Source organism: Haloechinothrix sp. LS1_15, from assembly GCF_033042135.1.
In the GTDB taxonomy this organism is placed as follows: Bacteria; Actinomycetota; Actinomycetes; order Mycobacteriales; family Pseudonocardiaceae; genus Haloechinothrix.
Window position 1 is genome coordinate 1 of sequence record NZ_WBXM01000020.1, and the last position, 19,799, is coordinate 19,799.

The window sequence follows — 19,799 nt, forward strand, 5'->3', positions numbered from 1 at the left end:
ATCCAGCGATGCACCAAGCCCGGTGACACCACCCCCCGGATCATGCACTCGACTGGGGGCATCAGTCATGCCGGGCCTGGAGACCAGGAGCCCCTCGATCAAGGAGCCGCGAAAACGGTAACGGGGGGAAACGCACCGATACCCGGGTTGCAGTGGCGTACCGTCGATGTCGCCGGCAGCCCGACACGGTACCTGTGCGGTGGTAGTGGGCCGAGTGTAGTGTTCCTGCACGGCTGGGGACTGACCAACCGCACGTACGGCACCGCGCTCGCACACCTTGTCGCCGGTGGGTTTCGGGTGTACGCACCCACGCTGCCCGGCTTCGGCGACAGCACGCCGCACCAGGCCGGTGAGCTCAGCCTGGCCGGTCATGGGCGCTGGGTCGCCGAGTTCGTCCGCACGGTCGATGGGCCGCCGCCGGTCGCGCTTGTCGGTCACTCGTTCGGTGGCGGTGTGGCCATCCGTGCCGCACACGATCATGAAGGGCTGGTCGGGCGGCTGGTGCTGGTGAACTCGATCGGCGGGTCGGCGTGGACGGAACACAACGGCGTGTTACGGGCAATGCGGGAACGGCCGCTGTGGGACTGGGGCTGCACCTACAGGCCGATCTGTTGCCGATGCGGCAGCTCACCCGAGTGCTTCCGGTCGTACTCCGCGACGGTGTCCCGAACGTGCTGCGTCACCCCGCGAGAATGTGGCGGATGGGGCGCATCGCCCGTACCGCGGACCTGACCGCCGAGCTGCAGCGGTTGAAGAAGCGGCGGCTGCCCGTCGTGATCGTGTGGAGTACGCGTGACGACGTGATTCCCGCGACGTCCGCCGCGTCATTGGCCGCGGCCGCCGGGGATCCTCATTGTGTCACCGTGCCGGGCAATCATTCATGGCTACTCGCGGAACCAGCACGGTTCGGCGAGGTCATCACCAACGTGCTCGCCGCGGCACGCGACCACGTCGTCGGCGACGCTACACCTGTCGCCAACGGGGCATGACGGCCGAGGCGACGGCATCCGCTGACGCTGTGTGACGCCTGGCGGCATCCGTCGAGCTCCCGTCGCCGGGTCCGCGCCTGGCGCGGTGAGGGCGTGGCCATCCCGGCGCGGCACGCTTCGGGGCCTTAGTCCCGTCTACCCGACATCTTCCGACCCTGTTCATCCGCTGCCGTGCCGGTGCAGCCTCACGGAAGCTCATCCCGGAACGAAGGTGGCGGTTCGTCGGCACCGGTGACTGATGCGAGACGGCATGGAGTACCTGAGCGCGCTGGATGCGGCATTTCTCGAGGTCGAGGACGCGGACCCACACGTGTCACTCGCGATCGGGGCCGTGACGGTGCTAGACGGCCCCGCACCCGGTCAGGCCGAGCTCCTGAGCGCGCTCGGCGAGCGACTGGCGGCGGTGCCTCGGTTCGGCCAGCGGGTACGCCGTGCACCGCTGGATGTCATCCGTCCCGCGTGGGCGGATGACCCGGAGTTCGATCTGAGCTATCACGTCCGCCGCGCAGCGCTGCCCGCTCCCGGTGATGACGCAACTTTGTGCTGCTTCGTCGCGCGAGTCATGGAGCAGCGGCTGGATCGTGACCATCCACTGTGGGAATGCTGGATCGTCGAGGGGCTGACGGGTGGCCACTGGGCGGTGGTGATGAAAGTGCATCACTGCCTCGCCGATGGGATCGCGGGACAGCGGCTGTACGACTTCTTCGCGGACCAGGGTCAAGTACAGGAATCCGCACCGGTCATCAGCATGCCGCAGTGCCGAGCACGAGGGCTCCGACATGACATTGTGGACTCGGTAACCAGTGTGGTGAACCTACCCCTCGGGGTAATCCGATCCCTTCCCGACGTCATCAGCGGCGCTCAGCGGCTCGTGACCGGCTTGGTGAGGCCCTCGACACCGACGTCACTGCTCGGCCCGATCGGGCGCGCCCGCCGCTACAGCGTGGCGCGGGTATCGCTCGACGACGCGCGCGAGATCGGCGCGGCATTCGGCGCCACGGTCAACGACGTGGCGCTGGCCGCCGTCACGCGGGCGCTACGGACCCTGCTGATCAACCGGGGTGAACATCCACCCGCCGACGCGGTTCGCGCCATGGTGCCGGTATCCATGCGGCCAGGCGACGCCGGAAGGGTACTCGACAACCGACTGTCCATCATGACCGCCCACCTACCGGTCGAGATCGCTGACCCCGTGCATCGGCTGAACGAGGTACGCGCGCGGCTGAACGCGGTGAAGTCCGGCCATGAGTCCGAGGCCCGTGCGTCCATCATCACCATCGCCGAACGTGCGCCGTCAGCACTGATCTCGTGGCTGGTCAGGTTGATCGGCAGGCTGCCGCAGCGCAGTATCGTCACCCTGGCGACCAACGTGCGTGGACCCGACGTTCCCTTGTCCCTGTTCGGCAGGCCGATCGTGGAGATCTGGCCGATCGCGCCGATCGCGCTGCGGCTGCGGATCGGTGTCGCGATGATGAGCTACCACGACCGACTCACGTTCGGGATCACGGCGGACTACCGCACCGCGCCGGAAACCACCCTGTTGAGCACCGAGATCGAGTCCGGCATCGCCGAGCTGGTTCAGGCGACACGCCTGGTGCTGCGCCGCCCGCGCGGTGAGTCCCACGCACCCACCGGTGACATCGCGACGGGATGAGCCGTCGCGCACGAGCGGGCGCAGCGTGCGAGCACGCCCGAGGTCCGCCTACATCATGTCGCCGCGACGTCGCGCCTGCGGAACGCGACCAACCCCGCGGCGAGCAGCGCCGCGGCGAGCACGGTGAGCCATACCAGCGGCGCCCAGCGAAGGTCCTCGGCCGGGAGCAGCGGCGTGTGGCCGAAGGGAGAGAGGCGGACCACCCAGTCCGGCAGGCCCAGCAGGTCACCGAAGATCACGATCACTCCGGAGTAAGCCACGATCACCCACGCCCACCCGACCGCACGGGAGGACAGACCGAACAGCGCGACCGCTGTCGCTACGGTGAGCCAGATCGCGGGCAGGTACACCAACCCGGCCCTGATCAGCTTCGGCACGATCTCCGGGTCACCGAGGGCCGCCGATGCGCTGAGCCCCAGACCGAGTCCGCCAAGCAGCATGAGCAGGGCACTGCCTGCGAGGGCAACGGCGACGTGGCTACCGAGCCACCGGGTACGGGAGGTCGCCGCAGCCAGCACCGGCTCGACCCGGCCGGTGCCCTCCTCCCCTGCCGGTCGTTGCACCGTCAGGATCGCGAACGCCGCAACAGCCACCGCGATCATCAACACGATGACTCCGAGAAACGACTCGATCATCGTCTGACCACCGATACCCGCGATCCATTCATCGATGGTGGCGAGCTCGGTGATGAAGCGCTCGACCTCACCGGCGAGGGAGCCGTATCCCAGCGCGAACAGGAAGACCCCGGCACTCCACCACAGCACGCTGGCACGGTGCAGACGCGCGGCGAGCCGGAACGGGCCGGACAGCCAGCGGGAGGCCGTGGCCGGCCCGGGACGCGGGCGCCGGAGGGCGGCCGCGAGGTCCCGCCTCGTCGACAGCCAGTACGCGAGCGCCGCCAGCATTACCGTCAGCGCGACCGACAGCAACAGCGGCCACCACCGGTCCGCGACGTACACCCGCGTCTGCTGGGCCCAACCGATCGGCGAGAACCACGACAACCAGCCCCCGCCGACTTCGGCCATGTCCCCGGCGGCCCGTACCAGGTAGGCCCCGGCGAACAACGCACCAGCCAGGCCAGCCGCACCGCGACCGTGCTCGGTGAGCTGCGCGGTGAGCGCGGCGATCGCGGCGAACACCAGACCGATCGAGGCCAGCGACATACCGAACAGCCACGAGCTCGGCCAGGTCGCGCCCTCCATCCCGAGCGACCCCAGTCCGATCGCGATCAGGGCACCGACGGTGAGGCCGGCACCGCCGACCACCACCAGCGCGGCCGTGGCGTGCGCGTGGCGCCCGACCACTCCGGCGCGGACCAGCTCGGCACGGCCCGTCTCCTCCTCGACTCGCGTGTAGCGCGCCACCAGCAGGAAGGCCATCAAGGCCACGAAGATCGCGGTGAAACTGAGATACTCCTGGGCCAGCATCGCGCCGAAGGTGTAGTCGTCGAGGCCGTACCCCGGGCCCGCGAACGCCCGGACTCCCGGGTTGCCGATCAGCGCGGCACGGGCCTGGCGTTCGCTCTCGTCGGCATACACCCCGGGCAGCGCTGCGGCGAACAACACCGTAAACCCCGCGATCGCGCCGATCCAGACGCCCAGCCGGATGCGGTCCCGACGCAGGATGAGGCGGATCAGCGCACCGGTCGCGGCGAGCGGCTCGGCCGGTGAGCGGGTGCCGCGGGCGACGACGTCAGCTGTCATGACCGTCCCCGGTGTTCTCGCCGCCTGCGCGTGCGAGGTCGTCGCCGTAGTGACGCAGCAGCAGCTGTTCGAGGGTGGGCGGATGCGCCACCAGCATGCGCACCCCGAGTGCGCCCAATCGACGCACCACCGTGTCCAAGCTGTCAGCGTCGACGTCGAACCGGACCTGGCCGTCGGTGAGCTCCAGGTCGTGCACGCCCGCCAGCCCGGCCAGGTTCGCAGACGGCTGCGCCGTCTCGGCGGTGATGGTGGTACGGGTCAGGTGGCGCAGCTCGCGAAGCGTTCCGCTCTCGACCACCACGCCCTGGCGGATGATCGAGACCCGATCGGCGAGTACCTCGACCTGCGCCAGGATATGGCTGGAGAGCAGCACGGTCCCGCCGGACGCCCGGAACTCGCGGATGCAGTCCTGGAAGACGGCTTCCATCAGCGGATCGAGCCCGGCGGTGGGCTCGTCGAGCAGCAGCAGCTCGGCATCCGAAGCCAGCGCCGCGACAAGGGCGACCTTCTGCCGGTTGCCCTTGGAGTACGTACGGCCCTTCTTCGTCGGGTCCAGATCGAACCGCTCCAGCAGCATCGCCCTGCGACTCGGGTCCAGGCCACCGGTGAGCCTGCCGAGCAGGTCGATGATCTCGCCGCCGGTGAGGTTCGGCCACAGCTCCACATCGCCAGGAACGTAGGCCAGCCTGCGGTGCAGCGCAACCGCATCGCGCCACGGGTCCCCACCGAGGACCGTCGCGGTACCGGCATCGGCCCGCAGCAAACCGAGCAAGATCCGCAACGTGGTCGTCTTGCCTGCCCCGTTGGGGCCGAGGAAGCCGTGAACCTCACCGGTGGCGACGGTGAGGTCGAGCCCGTCCAAGGCGCGCGTCCGGCCGAACGACTTGGCCAGCCCGGCTACTGAGATCGCGGTCGTCACGGCGCCGAAGCTACGCATCCGCGCCGCACGCAGGTAGTCACCAAGGTCCCTTGTGACAGGGGCGGTAGGACGTCTTTCGGACGGGGAGCGCGGGACCTTGGATCGCGCCGACGCTGCTTCCGCCCGGCCGACAGGTTGGCCATGACCTCACATGACCCCGCCGCTTCGAAGCAACCGGAACATGCACAGCATGTTCCATAGCTCGTCATGGATAGGGCTATATCACGATCGGAATCCGCTGATGGGGTGGCACCCGGCGGGTACGTGGGGGTCGGGGCGCGGCCACGTACCCGCCGGGGTGGGGTGGCCGGGCGCTGCGGGAGGGGAAGGGCCGCGCCCGGCCGGTCTTAGTTCCCGTCCTCCCCGTGGTTGTCGGCGTTGTTGGGGTGGTCGGGGTCGTCGGGGCGGATGATGTGGACTTCGCCGTAGGCTTCGTCGTGGACGACGATGGTGCCGTCGCCTCGGTACCACCAGCTCATGGCAGGCTCCCGGGTTCGTGGCGGATGGGGGTGCGGGGCGGGTAGGGCGCCAGCGCGACGCAGTCGGCGCAGGCCTCGTGCGCGTAGATGCGGGACAGGCGGTCCCACCCATAGATCGGCAGGCAGTACGCCTGACCGCAGGCCGACGGATACCCCCGGCCCTGGTGCAGCTGCTCCTTCGGCGTGCCCGGTGCGATCCAGTGCGCGGGCAGGCGCCGGATATCCTCCGGGATCTGCGGCATCCACCCATAGGTCGGCAGCTGCACCATCACAATCCCCGATCCAGCTCGTAACCGTGGCCGGAACGCACCATGCGCGGCCGCGGATCGTGACGCCATCTCCGGCGCATCACCTCGTCCCGGATGCGCTGCCACGGCACGAGAACCAGGAGCGGCAGGGCGAAGATGCCCAGCAGGTAAAACGCGAACCAGGTCATGATCACTCGCTATCCGGTACGGCGGTTTCGACATTGCCATGTGGTCGCTGACCATTGGCTGTGATCAGACTCTGTGTTCGCAGAACAGCACCACAATGCCCCGTTCGTGTGGTGACGGATTGACTACAGTTTGTAGGCTGTGGTTCATGACTGCGACCACAGGAACCCCGAGGGCACGGGCGCTCGCAGCCGCGCTGCGACAGGCACGCGAGACAGCGAGTCTCAGCGTGCGCGAGCTGGCTCGACGGCTCAACATCCAACACTCGACGATCAGCTACTGGGAGACCGGTCGGCGCGTTCCGCGACCGGAGGACGTGGGCGGCTACCTCGCCGCTGTCGGCGTCTCGGGTGAGGAGCGCGAGCGGATCCTCGAACTCTCCCGCGATGCCAGCAAGACCGACTGGCTCACTGTCGGCATTCCGGGCGCGTCGCAGCAGCTCGAGGGCGTCATGGAGTGCGAGCGCACCGCGACCACGATCACCGAGTGGATCCCGTGGATGATCCCTGGGCTGTTGCAGACCACCGAGTACGCACGGGAAGTCATCGGACCTGATCAAGGCTTGCTCACGCTGCGCCTGGCGCGGCGCGATGTGCTCACTCGGCGCGACCCCGTACGGTTTCACGCGATCATCGGCGAGCCCGCGTTACGCCAGGTCATCGGCGGCCGCGAGGTGATGGCGCACCAGCTGTCGAACCTGTTGGACGTACCGCGCAACGTTACCGTGCAAGTGGTACCTATGGGCAACGGCATGCACCCCGGTCTCGCCGGACCATTCATCCTGTACGAGTTCGAGCACTCCCCCGCCATCGTGCACGTGGAGCACTGGGCGAGCAGCGCCTTCGTGTACAACGACCACGACGTCGAGGATTACCGGAAGGCAGCGGATACCCTCCGAGATGAGGCAGCGATGAGCCCGGCTGACTCCGCCGAGCTCATCGCGTCCGCCGTTCGAGAATTGGAGACGACACGGTGACCTTACACACTGGCAACGAAAGATGGCGCAAGTCCAGCTACAGCGCCCGCGAAACAGCATGCGTCGAGCTCGCTCTCGACCCGTCTCGCGCCCGTGTGCGCGACACCAAAGATCGCCAGGGCGGCACGTTGAGCGTGCCGTTCGCCGCGTGGCGCGCGTTCACCGCGAGCGTGCGCGAACAGTAAAGGCCAACAACCACGACGCCTCCGCTCAAGTATCGGCGGGGGCGTCGTGCTCTATCCGGGGCCTGGCGTGAGTGTCCGGTAGTGGAGTCTCGTGAGCTGATCTGCTACGCGTTTGCACACGGCCTACGGCGTGCCCAGCCCGGAGGTTGCTCCGGTGCAGGTCATCGCTGGAGCGCCTAGGGGACTCGAACCCCTGACCTGCGGTTCACAAGTGTGTGCGACAGCGGCGACCAGGGCTTCTACCAGCAACTTTGGTCACGCAGGCGACCTCTGGAGTCACTGGAGCCAAGCCGATGTCCGGCGTCCTGGGTCAGGCGGTGGTGGGCCACATCCTGCGCCGCGGAGGCGTCGCTCTCCGCAGTTTCGCGGGTGACGGGTCGCGCGCAGGCCGAGAACTGTCTAGGTTGGCTGAATTCGTGTGCGGGCGGCGTCGACGAGTTGAGTGGCGAATCGTACGCAGGCGACTGCATCGGTGGTGGCGATGTCGCGGGATTCGTAGGCGGCTTGGGTCTTGCGGTCCAGGCAGCGACCCAATGCGTTGCCGAGCGTTCTCTGAGTGCGCTGCAGCAGATCGCGTCCGCGGCCGCGATCGCGGCGTGGATGGCGTTGGTCGCGACGACGTCGGCGTAGGGCCGCGTCAAGTCCATGTGTCTATGCTGGCAGACAACTGCCTGAGAAAATGGATAGTTGTCTAGCGCGGCAGACACTTCCTAGGCAATGACGTATGACGGTCGAGCTTTTGCGGCTCCTACCCCCACGGTCACACCCTGAGCCGCCTAGGGGACTCGAACCCCTGACCTACGGTTTACAAGACCGTTGCTCTGCCAACTGAGCTAAGGCGGCATGCGCCCATCCGGCGCGCGTCACCCATGGTAAGCCGGGCCGCAGGCGCGCCCGTGAACGCCCTCCTGCTCACCCGCGATCCTCGGGTGATCGACGACACACTCGCCGCATGCAACAGTGGCTGGCATAACCACGATGCCCTGCGGGAACGTCGATACCGGGACTGCGAACAGCGCCCCTGTGGCGAACAATGACACGTGGCCGTCCGCCCAGGAAGGCACGCCCGTAAGGAGGTGACACCGTGAAGATCAGCCCTCGCAGGGGCGCCAAGTACCGCAAGCGGGCGTGGCACATCCTCGAACCGCCGTCCGACAGTCAGGGCGGCGACAGGACGGCCAGGACGGGATCCGAACCCCGACGCGCATGGAGCATCCTCGAAGCCCCGGTCGGTGAGCAGCCGAGCACCCCGACCGAAGCCGCCATGGGGCCGTCGCTGCCCGATGACAACACCGTCCATTTCGTGCTGGATCTCTCGCTGCGCATCGGCGAGATCCAGATGTCGACCGGGGCGGGCGCCTCCGACGTGACGGCCACGATCCTCGCGGTCACCGACGCGCTCGGGCTGCCGCACTGCGAGGTGGACGTCATCTACACCTCTATCAGCGTGACCTGCCATCGAGGCACCGACACGGCCCCGGTGACGGCGCTGCGTGTGGTGCGCTTCCGCAGCCTCGACTACAGCAGGCTCACCGCGGTCGAGCAGCTCATCCGCCAGATCACGCGGGGCCAGATCAGCGCGGAAGCGGCCTACACCGAGCTGCGCCGCATCGCGGCGGCCCCGCACCCGTACCCCCGCTGGCTGGCTACCCTCGCGCTGGGTGGCATGGCGGCCAGCGTCGCCGTGCTGATCGGGGCCGGAGCTGCTACCGCGTTGCTGGCCTTTCTCACCAGCGCCGCCATCGACCGGGTTGGCAGGTTGCTCAACCGGTACGCGTTGCCGGTGTTCTTCCAGCAGGTCGCCGGGTCGTTCATCGCCACGTTGATCGCGTTGGGTGCCATCACCGTCGACGTGGGTTGGTTCCACCGCCCCTCGTTCGTGGCCGCGGCCGCGATCACCGTGTTGCTGTCCGGGCTGGCCACTGTGTCCACGGTGCAGGACGCGATCACCGGCTACCACGTCACGGCCGCGGGCAGGGCCACCGAGGTGGCGATGATGAGTGCCGGGCTGCTCACCGGCGTGGTGATCGCGTTCCAGGCAGCCGTGGCACTCGGCTTCGACGGGCACCCACTGCCGCCGTCGGTGATCCCCACTCCGGAAAGCCTGCCCCTGATGACCGTCGCGGGTGCGAGCACGGCGGGTTTCTTCGCGCTGGCCAGCTACTCGCGGCTACGACCGATGCTGGTCGCCGCCGCGGCAGGGGCGGTCGGCGCGGGCGTGTTCCACACGTTGCGGCTGTTCGAGGCCGACCAGATCGTGGCGACCGCGGTCGCCGCCACCGTACTCGGCTTTTGCGGCGGGCTGATGGCGCGGCGGCTGAAAGTCGCGCCGCTGGTGGTCGCCGTTTCCGGTATCACGCCCCTGCTGCCCGGTTTGCTGACCTACCGAGGGCTGTACGAGCTGGCCGTACTACAGACCGGGGACATCACCACCCTCATGAGTGCTATCGCGGTCGGGCTGTCGCTGGCCGCCGGGGTGGTGCTCGGCGAGTACCTCGCCCAGCCGGTCCGTACCAAGCTCGGCAGGCTCGAACGCAAGCTCGCCGGGCCTCGGCTCGCCGGACCGCTCCGGCCAACCAAGCGGCGGATCGAGTAGCGGCCTTCCCGCCCATCGGGGCACTCCTGCGATGGCTTGCGGGTGCTCGATCGTGCATAACCTGCAGAGAAAACGACTAGGCTGGGAACAGCGTCACAACAACAGAAGAGAGGAGGTTCGCTTGTGAGCGGCCCGGATTTCGTCGTCGTGGCCAACCGATTACCGGTAGATCTGGTCAGAAGCGCCGATGGTTCGCAGCGCTGGACCCAGAGTCCCGGCGGTCTGGTCTCGGCGCTGGAACCCTACCTGCGCGCACGCAAGGGCGCGTGGATCGGCTGGCCAGGAATACCGGATGTGGAGGTCGAACCGTTCTCCGACGAGGGACTGCTGCTGCATCCGGTGCCGCTGAGCGCGAACGAGATCGGCGAGTACTACGAGGGGTTCGCCAACGCAACGCTCTGGCCGCTCTACCACGACGTGGTGCAGCGCCCCGTGTTCGACCGTTCCTGGTGGGAAACTTACGTCCAGGTGAACCAGCGTTTCGCCGACGAAAGCGCGAAGGTCGCCGGGCAGGGCGCCACCGTGTGGGTACAGGACTACCAGCTGCAACTGGTGCCCTCCATGCTCCGCGAGATGCGTCCCGATCTACGTATCGGATTCTTTCTTCACATCCCGTTTCCCCCGGTCGAGCTATTCATGCAGATGCCGTGGCGTGCCGACATCGTCCGCGGGCTGCTCGGTGCCGACCTGGTGGGATTCCACCGTCCAGGTGGTGCGCAGAACTTCCTCTGGCTGGCGCGCCAGCTGCTCAACCTCGACCCGACCAAAGCCGCGGTCGGGGTCCGTTCCCGCCCCGGCTGGGTACAGGTCGAGGATCGGGTCGTGCGGGTCGGTGCGTTCCCGATCTCCATCGATTCCACCGGGCTGGACACGCTCTCACGCAAGCCCCAGGTGGCCAGGCGAGCCACCGAGGTGCGGGAGTCGCTCGGCAACCCCAAGGTAGTCCTGCTCGGCGTGGACCGGCTGGATTACACCAAGGGCATCGACCTCAGGCTGCAGGCATTGCACGAGCTGCTGCAGGAAGGGCTCGTGCCGCCGGAGGACGTGGCGTTCCTGCAGCTTGCTACCCCGAGCCGCGAGCGGGTCGAGCACTACCAGCAGATGCGCGCGGACATCGAGCGCATCGTCAGTCGGATCAACGGCGAGTTCGGCCGGGTCGGCAGGCCGGTGGTGCACTACCTACACCAGTCGGTCAACCGTAGCGAGCTCGCCGCCTTCTTCCGCGCCGCGGACGTCATGGTGGTCACCCCGCTGAGGGATGGCATGAACCTGGTGTGCAAGGAGTACGTCGCCTGCCGCCACGACCAGCGAGGGGCGCTGGTACTCTCCGAGTTCGCAGGCGCCGCAGCCGAGCTGACCAGCGCATTGCTCGTCAATCCCCATGATCTGGACGGGGTGAAGAGCGCCCTGCACAGGGCTATTACGCTCGACGAGGCCGAGAGCCGCCGCAGGATGCGTGCCCTCCGACGTCAGGTACTCACCCATGACGTCGACCGGTGGGCCCGTTCGTTCCTGGACGCGCTCGGGGCCTCACAGGGCGTTTCCTAGAGCCGCCGGCAGGACTTGCCCGCAGCATGCGGGCAGCCACCACCTTTCGCTGCGATAGTGCGGGTGACAGTCCGGCGGTCGGCAGGCCGTGCATGCACGGTCGGCTGCACGTGAGGAACGACCCGACTATTGAATAGACATCCGGCAACTGGTTGAGACACCTGTTGGAGGCGCGTTGACCGCCGAGGCACTGCCCGCCGACCTGCGGCGAGCCATCATGAACATCGCGCGGACCCCGCGCCTGCTCATCGCCTGCGACTACGACGGCACCCTCGCGCCGATCGTGGACAAGCCCGAGCAGGCCCGGCCACACAACGAATCCGTCGGCGCGCTGCGGTCTCTGGCGAGCCTGCACGAGACGACCACGGCGGTGATCTCCGGGCGGGCGCTTCGCGATCTGGCCACGCTCTCCCGGCTGCCGGTCGAGGTGCATCTGGTGGGAAGCCACGGCTCGGAGTTCGACATCGGCTTCGTGCACGAGCTCGACCCGGCGGCCCGCGAGCTGCACAGCAAGTTGGAGCGGGAACTCACCCACATCGCGGACGAGATCCCCGGGGTGACGCTCGAGATCAAGCCGGCCAGCGTTGCCGTGCACGTGCGGGGGGCGAGCGAGGCCGACGCGCAGCGCGTGCTCGACGCCGTCCACGACGGCCCCTGCACCTGGGAAGGCGTCACCGCAACCGACGGCAAGGCGGTGGTGGAGCTGTCAGTGGTGCCGACGGACAAGGGCAACGCGCTGGACATCCTGCGCCACCAGGTCGGCGCCACCGCTGCGGTGTTCCTCGGCGACGACGTCACCGACGAGAAAGCCTTCGCACGGCTGTCCGGCCCCGACCTCGGCATCAAGGTGGGCGAGAACGAGTCGCTGGCCCACTACCAAGTCGCTGACACCGTCGACGTGGCCACGGTGCTCGCCTTCCTGGTCGAGGAGCGGCGCAACTGGCTCTACGGCGAGCAGGCATCTCCGATCGAGCGGCTGACCATGCTCGCCAATGAGCGTTCCGTCGCGCTGCTCACCCCGGACGCCAAGGTCACCTGGCTGTGCCATCCCGGTCCGGACGCGCCCGCGGTGTTCGCCGACCTCCTCGGCGGGCAGAGCGCCGGGCATTTCTCGATCAAACCGGAGCGCAACGGCCTCCCGCTCGGCCAGCGGTACCTCCCCAACACCATGACCGTGGAGACGCGGTGGTCACGCCTGCTGGTCACCGACTACCTGGAGCCCGAGTGCGCCACACACCGCACCGACCTCGTGCGGGTGATCTCCGGAGAGGTCCCCGCCGACGTGGTCTTCTGCCCGCGCCCCGAGTTCGGCGGTGTTCCGGTGCGGATCGTGCCCGAGGCCGACGGCCTGCGCGTATTGGGCACTTCCGAGCCGTTCGTGCTGCGCTCGCCCGGCGTCGACTGGGAGATCACCTCGGACGGGATCAATGACACGGCCCACGCGGTGGTGCACCCGATGCCCGACGAGCCCGTGATCCTGGAGCTGCGCTGCGGCACCACCGACCTCGGGCCGCACGAGCTGACCGAGTTCGAGCGCAGGCAGCGCGCGGGCGCCTACTGGAGCAACTGGGCCTCGACCCTGAAGCTGCCCGCCAGGGAGCCCGAGCTGGTGACCCGCTCCGCCCTGACCCTGCGCGGGTTGACCGACACCGAGACCGGCGGGGTGCTCGCCGCGGCGACCACGTCGCTACCGGAGGAGATCGGCGGCGTCCGCAACTGGGACTACCGGTTCTGCTGGATCCGCGACGCCGCCATGACGGTGCGCGAACTCGTGGCGCTCGGTTCCGTCGAGGAGGCCGAGGGCTACCTGCGCTGGCTCCACGGGGTGCTGGCGACCCTGCCCGGCCCGGAACGCCTTCACCCCCTCTACACGCTGGCCGGTGTGCAGTCGGGCGCCGAGGCCGTCATCGACTCGCTTCCCGGCTACGCCGGATCCCGTCCGGTCCGCGTCGGCAACCTCGCCAACCATCAGGTGCAGCTGGACGTGTTCGGCCCGGTCGTGGAGCTCGTCGTCGATCTCGCCGAGTTACGCGGCGAGCTGCACGACACGGACTGGCAGCTGGTTCGCGCGATGGCCGAGGCCGTCAGCAGGCGCTGGTCCGAACCCGACCACGGGGTGTGGGAGGAACGCAGCGTGCCCCGGCACCGTGTGTACTCGCGGGTGATGTGCTGGACCACGATCGACCGTGCCATCAAGCTCGGCGTGCGGCACGATCGGGAGATCCCGCAGAACTGGTACACGTTGCGGGACGAGATCGCGGCCGACGTGCTCACGAACGGCTGGAACCCCGAGGTGCGGGCGTTCACCACCGCCTACGACGGCACCGACCTGGATGCCGCCTCTCTGTTCGTCGGCCTTTCCGGTCTGATCGACCCCACCGACGAGCGGTTCCAGTCCACGGTCACCGCCATCGAGTCGGAACTACGCAGCGGCTCCACCGTCTACCGCTACCGCAGGGACGACGGCCTGCCCGGTGAGGAAGGGGGGTTCCACCTCTGCGCCGCGTGGATGATCGAGGCCTACCTGCTCACCGGGCGCCGGACCGAGGCCGAGGAGCTGTTCGAGCAGCTCACCGGTGCGGCGGGGCCGACTGGGTTGCTGTCCGAACAGTACGACCCCGTCGCCGAACGCTCGCTCGGCAACCACCCGCAGGCGTACTCGCATCTCGGCCTGATCCGCTGCGCCTCGCTGCTGTCCAAGGAGGGATGACCGGTGGTGCGGGGCACCGGCCCGTGCCCCGCACCACCCAAGGATCCTCACGCGCTCATGGGCTGCTGTCCTGCAGTTCCTCCGAGGTGCGCTGGGCCGCACCCTGCGAACCCCCGTTGCCGAACACCAGGTAATCGAGCTCCGCATCGGACAGTGCGGTGTTCTCCCTGAACCGACCGATGTAGAACAACACGCCGAGCACGATCCAGATCAGCAGCGCGATCGCCGATTCCGGACCGAACGCCGCAGGCGAACCGGGAGTCACCAGCAGCGCCAAGAACGTCAGGCCGATCACGGCGCCTGCGAGACTGGTCGCCTGCTTGGCCGTCGAACCGACGGGCTGGCCTGCGGTGTCGACGCCCCTGAACCGCTTGAACGCGGCCAGGCAGGCGTAGGTGTAGGCAATGGTCACACCGATCGCCGACATGTCGACGATCCAGAGCAGTACCTCGCGGCCGAACCAGGGTGCGACCAGGCACAGCGCCACGGTGAAGGCGATCCCCACGTACGGCGTGGCGTAACGCGGGTGCAGCTTGGCGAACCCGCCGGGGATCATCCGCGCGCGCCCCATCGCGAACAGCAGCCGGCTGGCGGCGACGGTGAACCCGTTCAGCCCGGTGCAGATACCCATCGACACCGACAGCGCGAGCAGCATCACGCCAGCGCCGCCGAACAGGCCAGCGATCGCGTCACCGGTGCCCCACCGGGGGTCGCCAGCGGCCAGCTCGGTCCACGGCGTGGCGGCCGCGGTCGCCAGGATCATCACCGAGTAGATCACCGCTGCAGCCAGGATCGCGAAGACGATCAGCCGGAAAGCCTTCGCCGGGGAGAAGTTGTACTCCTCCGCCGCCTGCGGCACGTTGTCGAACCCGACGTATGCCCACGGGGCGATCGCCACGATCGCCAGCACCGCCGTCCACGCGGGAACCTCGAGGGCGAACGTCGGGGTGATGTTGGACCACTGCGATTCGGAATGCAGCAGCACGCCGAGCCCGAGCAGTGCCACGCCCGCGATCATGATGAGCACGAAGATGTACTGCAACCGCCCGGACAGCGACGCGCCCCGGATGTTGAGCAGCGCGAAGATCACGATCGCCGCGCTGGCGATGAGCACCTCACCGAGGTAGACGTCCCAGCCCGCGATCTCGAACAGCCGACCGCGCTCGGCTACCTGTGGCAGCACGAAGCGGCTCAGCAACGCCAGCGCCGAGGCGTTCAGCGCCACGATGCACATGTATCCCAATGTCAGGAACCAACCGCACAGGAACGCGTGCTTCCTCCCGAACCCGTTGAGCGCGTAGGCGAACTCTCCGCCGCACACCGGGAAGCTCTTGATGAGAAACCCGTAGCTGACGGCGATGACGAGCATGAGCGCGCCACCGATGAGGAATCCGAGGATCGCACCGAGCGGCCCTGCTGTGGCCATCCAGTCGGTGGGGAGCACGAAAGCTCCCCACCCCACGGCCGAGCCCAGGGCGATGGCCCAGACCCAGCTGGGCTTGAGCGTCCTGGACAGCTGTGTCCTGCCTACCCCAGTCTTCGTTGCCCCGGCCTCGCTGCCGGGTGACGTGTGTGGTTCCATCACGTGCCTCGCCTTCGGGAACCCCACGGTTCCCTTGCCATACTGCACTGGGTAAGGCTCGCGTGCGCGGCGACGCCTGCACGGGCCTGTAACGCGCTGATCGCGGCAACAGTGACGATGTCGTCGCTACCGCAGCCGCGGGAGAGATCGTTCACCGGCATGGCCAGGCCTTGCAGGATCGGTCCGTAGGCCATGGCCCCGCCGAGCCGTTCGGTGATCTTGTAGCCGATGTTTCCGGCCGCGAGGTTGGGGAAGACGAAGACGTTCGCGCGGCCCGCCACCGCGGAGCCACCTGCCTTCGCCTGCCCGATTTCCGAGATCAGTGCGGCGTCGAACTGCAGTTCGCCGTCGATGACCAGCCCAGGCTCCCGCTCGCGCACCAGCTGCGTCGCCGCGCGGACCAGCTCGGCGCTCGCGTGCCGGGCACTGCCCTTGGTGGAAAACGACAGCATCGCCACCGCTGGGTCATTCCCGGTCAGTGTCGTGTAGGTACGGCCGGTGGCGATCGCGATCTCGGCCAGCTGCTCGGTGTCCGGTTCCGGGATGACCGCGCAGTCGGCGTACGCCAGCGCCCGGCCATCCGGAAGCACCATCAGGAAGCTGCTGGTCACGCATGTCGCCCCCGGCGCCGTGCCCACCACCCGCAACGCCGCACGCAGCACGTCGGCTGTCGGCCGGGTGCTGCCTGCCACGCACGCGTCGGCATGCCCCGCAGGCACCATCGCCGCCGCCAGGAACAGTGGGTCCGAGCGCCATTGCTCGGCCCTGTCCCGATCGGCGGTGGCCAGCCGATCGTCGAGTACGGCGCCCGCCGCCCCCTCGGACAGTTCGGCGGGCGAGACCGTCTCGATGCCGACGAGCGTGGCGACCCCGGCCGCCCGGGCCGCCGAGGCGACCTCCCGCCGTGTGCCGACCACGACCGGGGTGATGCCTGCCTCGACGAGCGAGGCCGCGGCGGCTGCCACACGCGGGTCGTGGCCATCGGCCAGGGCGACCCGCACGCCGTGTCCCGCGAGACCGGCGCACCAGCGAGCCAGCCAGTACGCGCCTGCCCCGCCGCGAGAGATGTTCACAGCCTCGGTGACCACGGCTCATCCGTTCAGGTGCTGGTACTTGGGTAGGTAGCGCACCGGGGTACGCAGCGCGTCCCTGCGGAAGGGCTCGCCCAGCTCGCTCGAATCCACGTCGATGTTGACGACCACGGGTTTGCCGAGCGAGAACGCCTCGGTGATACCCGCCCGCACCTCGTTCTCGGCCGAGATGGTGATGCCCTCGGCACCCATGGTCTTGGCGACCTCGGCGAAGTTCGGGTTGTCCAGATTGGTCCCGACGAAGCGGTCGTCGTAGAAGTCGATCTGGTTCTTCTTCTCCGCGCCCCACTGGCGGTTGTTCCACACCACCGCCACCACCGGGATGCCGTGCCGAGCAGCGGTGAGCACCTCGGCCATGCTCATGCCCCACGCGCCATCGCCGACATAGGCCATCACCGGGGTGTCCGGCGCGGCCAGCTTCGCGCCGAGCGCTGTCGGGTAGGCGTAGCCGCAGTTGCCGAAGCTCATCGCGGCCAGGAACCGTCGCGGGTTGTTGAAGTGCAGGTAGGAGTTGGATACCGAGCAGATGTTGCCGATGTCGGTGGACACGATGGCATCGGCAGGCATGGCATCCCGGACCAGCGACAACGCCCGCCGTGGCGACAGCGGCTCGCCGGAAGCCGACGACCACGAGGCCAGCTCCTCGGCCCAGCTCGCCTTCTCCTCGGCGATCCGCGCGATCCGCCGCTCGTCCCTGCCACGTTGACCTGGCTCGGCCCGCAGCGCCTCCAGCATGGCGCTCGCGGTGGCCTTCGCGTCCCCGGCGATACCCATGCTGATCTTCTTGCTCAGCCCGAGCACCCGGTGGTCCACATCGACCTGAATGATCTTGGCGCCCGCAGGCCAGTAGTCGATGCCGTGCTGCGGCAGCGTGCCGAACGGGCCGAGCCTGCAGCCGAGCGCGAGCACCACATCGGCCTCGCTGATCAACCGCATCGCCGCCTTCGAACCCTGATACCCCAGCGGCCCAACCGCCAGCTCGTGGCTGTGCGGGAAAGAATCATTGTGCAGGTAGGAGTTGGCCACCGGAGCGGACAGGTAGTCGGCGAGCTCGGCGACCTCGGCAACACCGTCGGCCTGCACCACCCCACCACCGGAGACGATCACCGGGTTGCTGGCCTCGGACAGCAACCTGGCCGCCTCGGCGACCTGTTCCGCGGTGCCCGCTCCCCGGCGGACCGTCGCCGACGGGAAGATCTCGTACTCCGCGTCGCCGTAGAAGTAGTCGCGCGGGATATCGACCTGCACCGGACCGGACTCCGCTTTGGCGATGTAGAACGCCCGCCGCATCAGCTCGGCCATCCGCTCAGGACGGTTCACCTGCACCTGCCACTTGGTGATCTTCGAGAAGATCGGCAGCTGCTCGGTCTCCTGGAACCCGCCGAGTCCCACACCCATACTCCCCGCCGACGGGGTTACCACAACCATCGGCGTATGCGCCCAGTACGCCGCGGCGACCCCGGTGACGAAGTTGGTGATGCCCGGACCGTTCTGCGAGATCACCAGCGATGGCTCGTTACGCACCCTGGCATAGCCATCGGCCATGTGCACCGCGTTCTGTTCGTGGGCCACCGATACGAAATCGATCCCCGCGGCGGGGAACAGGTCCAGCGCGTCCATGAACGCCGAACCCACGATCCCCGGAACCTTCGTCACACCCTCAGCGACCAGGCTCTCCACAAAGGCCTCGCTCGAGGTCATCTTGGTCGGGCCGTATCCGCTTCGGGCGTCTGCTCCACCGCTGTCGGTCATGGTCACAAGCTCCTCCTCGATCGTGTCGGTTTCTCGTGCTCCGGGGCACTAGCTGATGGCGTCCGCGACGGGCAGGTGCGGCAACCCGTGCGCATCGGCCACCGGTTCGCTGGTGAGGTTGCCGTCGTGGGTGTTGAGCCCGCCCGCGAGCGCCGGATCGGTACGCGACGCCTCCCGCCAACCGCGATTCGCGATCGCGGTGACGTACGGCAAGGTCACGTTGGTCAGCGCGTAGGTCGACGTGTTGGGCACGGCGCCCGGCATGTTCGTGACGCAGTAGAGGAGGCTGTCGTGAACCCGGAACGTCGGTTCCGCGTGCGTGGTCGGCTGCGAGTCCTCGAAGCACCCGCCCTGGTCGATCGATATGTCGACAAGTACGCTTCCCGGCTTCATCCTGCTGACCAGCTCGTTGCTGACCAGTCGGGGCGCCCTGGCGCCCGGCAGCAACACGGCGCCGATCACCAGGTCCGCACCGAGCACCGCCTGCTCGACCTCTAGCGAGTTCGCCGCGATGGTAGTGATCCTCCCGTTGTACCTCCGATCCAGCGCCCGCACTTTGTCCACATTGGTGTCCAGTACGGTGACGTCCGCCCACATTCCGGTGGCCATGGCGATCGCGTTGGTTCCCGCGACCCCGGCACCGATCACCACCACGCTCGCGGGCCGCACCCCTGACACGCCGCCGAGTAGCAGTCCCCGGCCACCCTCGGCCCTGCGCAGCGCGTGAGCGCCCGCCTGCGGCGCGAGACACCCGGCGACCTCGCTCATCGGGTAGAGCAGCGGCAGCCTGCCGTCCGGGTACTGCACGGTCTCGTACGCGATCGCCGTGGTCCCCGCCGACAACAGCGCTTCGGTGCATTCCCTGGAAGCCGCCAGGTGGAGGAACGTGAACAACACCAGGTCCTCGCGGAGGCGGTGGTACTCCTCGGCCACCGGTTCCTTGACCTTGAGCACCATCTCGGAGCGCGCCCACAGCTCGTCGGCCGATTCCTCCAGCTTGGCGCCTGCGCCCGCGTAGTCGTCGTCGGCGACGGCAGAGCCCTCGCCCGCACCGCGCTCCACGATCACCTCGTGGCCCTGCGCGGTGAGCTCGTGCACGCCTGCCGGCGTGATCGCCACGCGGTACTCGTGGTTCTTCACCTCGCGAGGTATGCCAATCCGCATCTCGTGACCTCGTCTCT

General features: G+C 68.3%; 16 protein-coding genes, 1 tRNA gene and 1 pseudogene. 8 read left to right on the top strand and 10 right to left on the bottom strand.

Annotation, left to right across the window (positions count from 1 at the left end; translation table 11 throughout):
- Positions 1–42: 42 nt before the first annotated feature.
- The 3 genes and pseudogenes from F8178_RS20495 to F8178_RS19740 form a co-directional block, all read left to right on the top strand.
- Positions 43–513, top strand: a pseudogene (locus tag F8178_RS20495) (alpha/beta fold hydrolase); the annotation flags it as partial.
- A gap of 65 nt (positions 514–578) precedes the next feature.
- Positions 579–989 carry a hypothetical protein gene (locus F8178_RS19735; protein ID WP_317496354.1) on the top strand — a complete coding sequence of 137 codons (411 nt, stop codon included), beginning with the start codon at positions 579–581 and terminating at the stop codon, positions 987–989.
- Positions 990–1,227: 238 nt separating this feature from the next.
- The gene (locus tag F8178_RS19740) at positions 1,228–2,643 is read left to right on the top strand and encodes a wax ester/triacylglycerol synthase family O-acyltransferase (protein WP_317496355.1); all 1,416 of its coding nucleotides are present in this window, start codon (positions 1,228–1,230) and stop codon (positions 2,641–2,643) included.
- A gap of 53 nt (positions 2,644–2,696) precedes the next feature.
- Here F8178_RS19740 and F8178_RS19745 read toward each other — a convergent pair whose 3' ends face one another.
- The 5 genes from F8178_RS19745 to F8178_RS19765 form a co-directional block, all read right to left on the bottom strand.
- A complete protein-coding gene (locus F8178_RS19745; RefSeq protein ID WP_317496356.1) occupies positions 2,697–4,346 on the bottom strand; it encodes an ABC transporter permease in 1,650 nt (549 codons plus the stop codon).
- Positions 4,336–5,265 (bottom strand): ABC transporter ATP-binding protein, encoded by a 930-nt coding sequence (locus tag F8178_RS19750; RefSeq protein WP_317496357.1) that lies wholly within the window; start codon positions 5,263–5,265, stop codon positions 4,336–4,338. The genes F8178_RS19745 and F8178_RS19750 overlap by 11 nt, the downstream gene beginning before the upstream one ends.
- 347 nt (positions 5,266–5,612) lie before the next feature.
- Positions 5,613–5,744: a hypothetical protein gene (locus F8178_RS19755; protein ID WP_317496358.1), complete on the bottom strand. Its 132-nt coding sequence runs from the start codon at positions 5,742–5,744 to the stop codon at positions 5,613–5,615.
- The gene (locus F8178_RS19760; protein ID WP_317496359.1) at positions 5,741–5,986 is read right to left on the bottom strand and encodes a hypothetical protein; all 246 of its coding nucleotides are present in this window, start codon (positions 5,984–5,986) and stop codon (positions 5,741–5,743) included. Before F8178_RS19760 ends, F8178_RS19755 begins: the two co-directional genes overlap by 4 nt.
- 26 nt (positions 5,987–6,012) lie before the next feature.
- Entirely contained in the window at positions 6,013–6,180 is a 168-nt protein-coding gene (locus tag F8178_RS19765; RefSeq protein WP_317496360.1) for a hypothetical protein, read from the bottom strand.
- A 146-nt stretch (positions 6,181–6,326) separates the two neighbouring features.
- Between F8178_RS19765 and F8178_RS19770 the strand changes: the two genes are divergently transcribed.
- Both F8178_RS19770 and F8178_RS19775 read left to right on the top strand, forming a co-directional pair.
- Entirely contained in the window at positions 6,327–7,154 is an 828-nt protein-coding gene (locus F8178_RS19770) for a helix-turn-helix transcriptional regulator (protein ID WP_317496361.1), read from the top strand.
- The gene (locus F8178_RS19775; RefSeq protein WP_317496362.1) at positions 7,151–7,339 is read left to right on the top strand and encodes a DUF397 domain-containing protein; all 189 of its coding nucleotides are present in this window, start codon (positions 7,151–7,153) and stop codon (positions 7,337–7,339) included. The genes F8178_RS19770 and F8178_RS19775 overlap by 4 nt, the downstream gene beginning before the upstream one ends.
- 770 nt (positions 7,340–8,109) lie before the next feature.
- On the opposite strand, the gene F8178_RS19780 is transcribed toward F8178_RS19775, so the two are convergent.
- Positions 8,110–8,182, bottom strand: a tRNA-Thr gene (locus F8178_RS19780).
- A 241-nt stretch (positions 8,183–8,423) separates the two neighbouring features.
- On the opposite strand from F8178_RS19780, the gene F8178_RS19785 reads away from it, so the two are divergent.
- From F8178_RS19785 to otsB, 3 genes are all read left to right on the top strand, one after another.
- Positions 8,424–9,935: a threonine/serine exporter family protein gene (locus F8178_RS19785; RefSeq protein WP_317496363.1), complete on the top strand. Its 1,512-nt coding sequence runs from the start codon at positions 8,424–8,426 to the stop codon at positions 9,933–9,935.
- A 123-nt stretch (positions 9,936–10,058) separates the two neighbouring features.
- The gene (locus F8178_RS19790; protein ID WP_317496364.1) at positions 10,059–11,483 is read left to right on the top strand and encodes a trehalose-6-phosphate synthase; all 1,425 of its coding nucleotides are present in this window, start codon (positions 10,059–10,061) and stop codon (positions 11,481–11,483) included.
- A gap of 175 nt (positions 11,484–11,658) precedes the next feature.
- Positions 11,659–14,193 (top strand): trehalose-phosphatase, encoded by a 2,535-nt coding sequence (otsB, locus tag F8178_RS19795; RefSeq protein WP_317496365.1) that lies wholly within the window; start codon positions 11,659–11,661, stop codon positions 14,191–14,193.
- A gap of 55 nt (positions 14,194–14,248) precedes the next feature.
- Here otsB and F8178_RS19800 read toward each other — a convergent pair whose 3' ends face one another.
- From F8178_RS19800 to ald, 4 genes are read right to left on the bottom strand one after another with little or no spacing between them, the layout of a single operon-like run.
- Positions 14,249–15,775, bottom strand: a complete 1,527-nt coding sequence (locus F8178_RS19800; protein ID WP_317496385.1) for an APC family permease — start codon at positions 15,773–15,775, stop codon at positions 14,249–14,251.
- Positions 15,775–16,863: a phosphotransacetylase gene (locus F8178_RS19805; RefSeq protein ID WP_317496366.1), complete on the bottom strand. Its 1,089-nt coding sequence runs from the start codon at positions 16,861–16,863 to the stop codon at positions 15,775–15,777. The genes F8178_RS19800 and F8178_RS19805 overlap by 1 nt, the downstream gene beginning before the upstream one ends.
- 3 nt (positions 16,864–16,866) lie before the next feature.
- Entirely contained in the window at positions 16,867–18,618 is a 1,752-nt protein-coding gene (xsc, locus tag F8178_RS19810; RefSeq protein WP_317496367.1) for a sulfoacetaldehyde acetyltransferase, read from the bottom strand.
- Between the two features lie 48 nt (positions 18,619–18,666).
- Positions 18,667–19,782, bottom strand: a complete 1,116-nt coding sequence (ald, locus tag F8178_RS19815; RefSeq protein WP_317496368.1) for an alanine dehydrogenase — start codon at positions 19,780–19,782, stop codon at positions 18,667–18,669.
- Positions 19,783–19,799 lie beyond the last annotated feature (17 nt).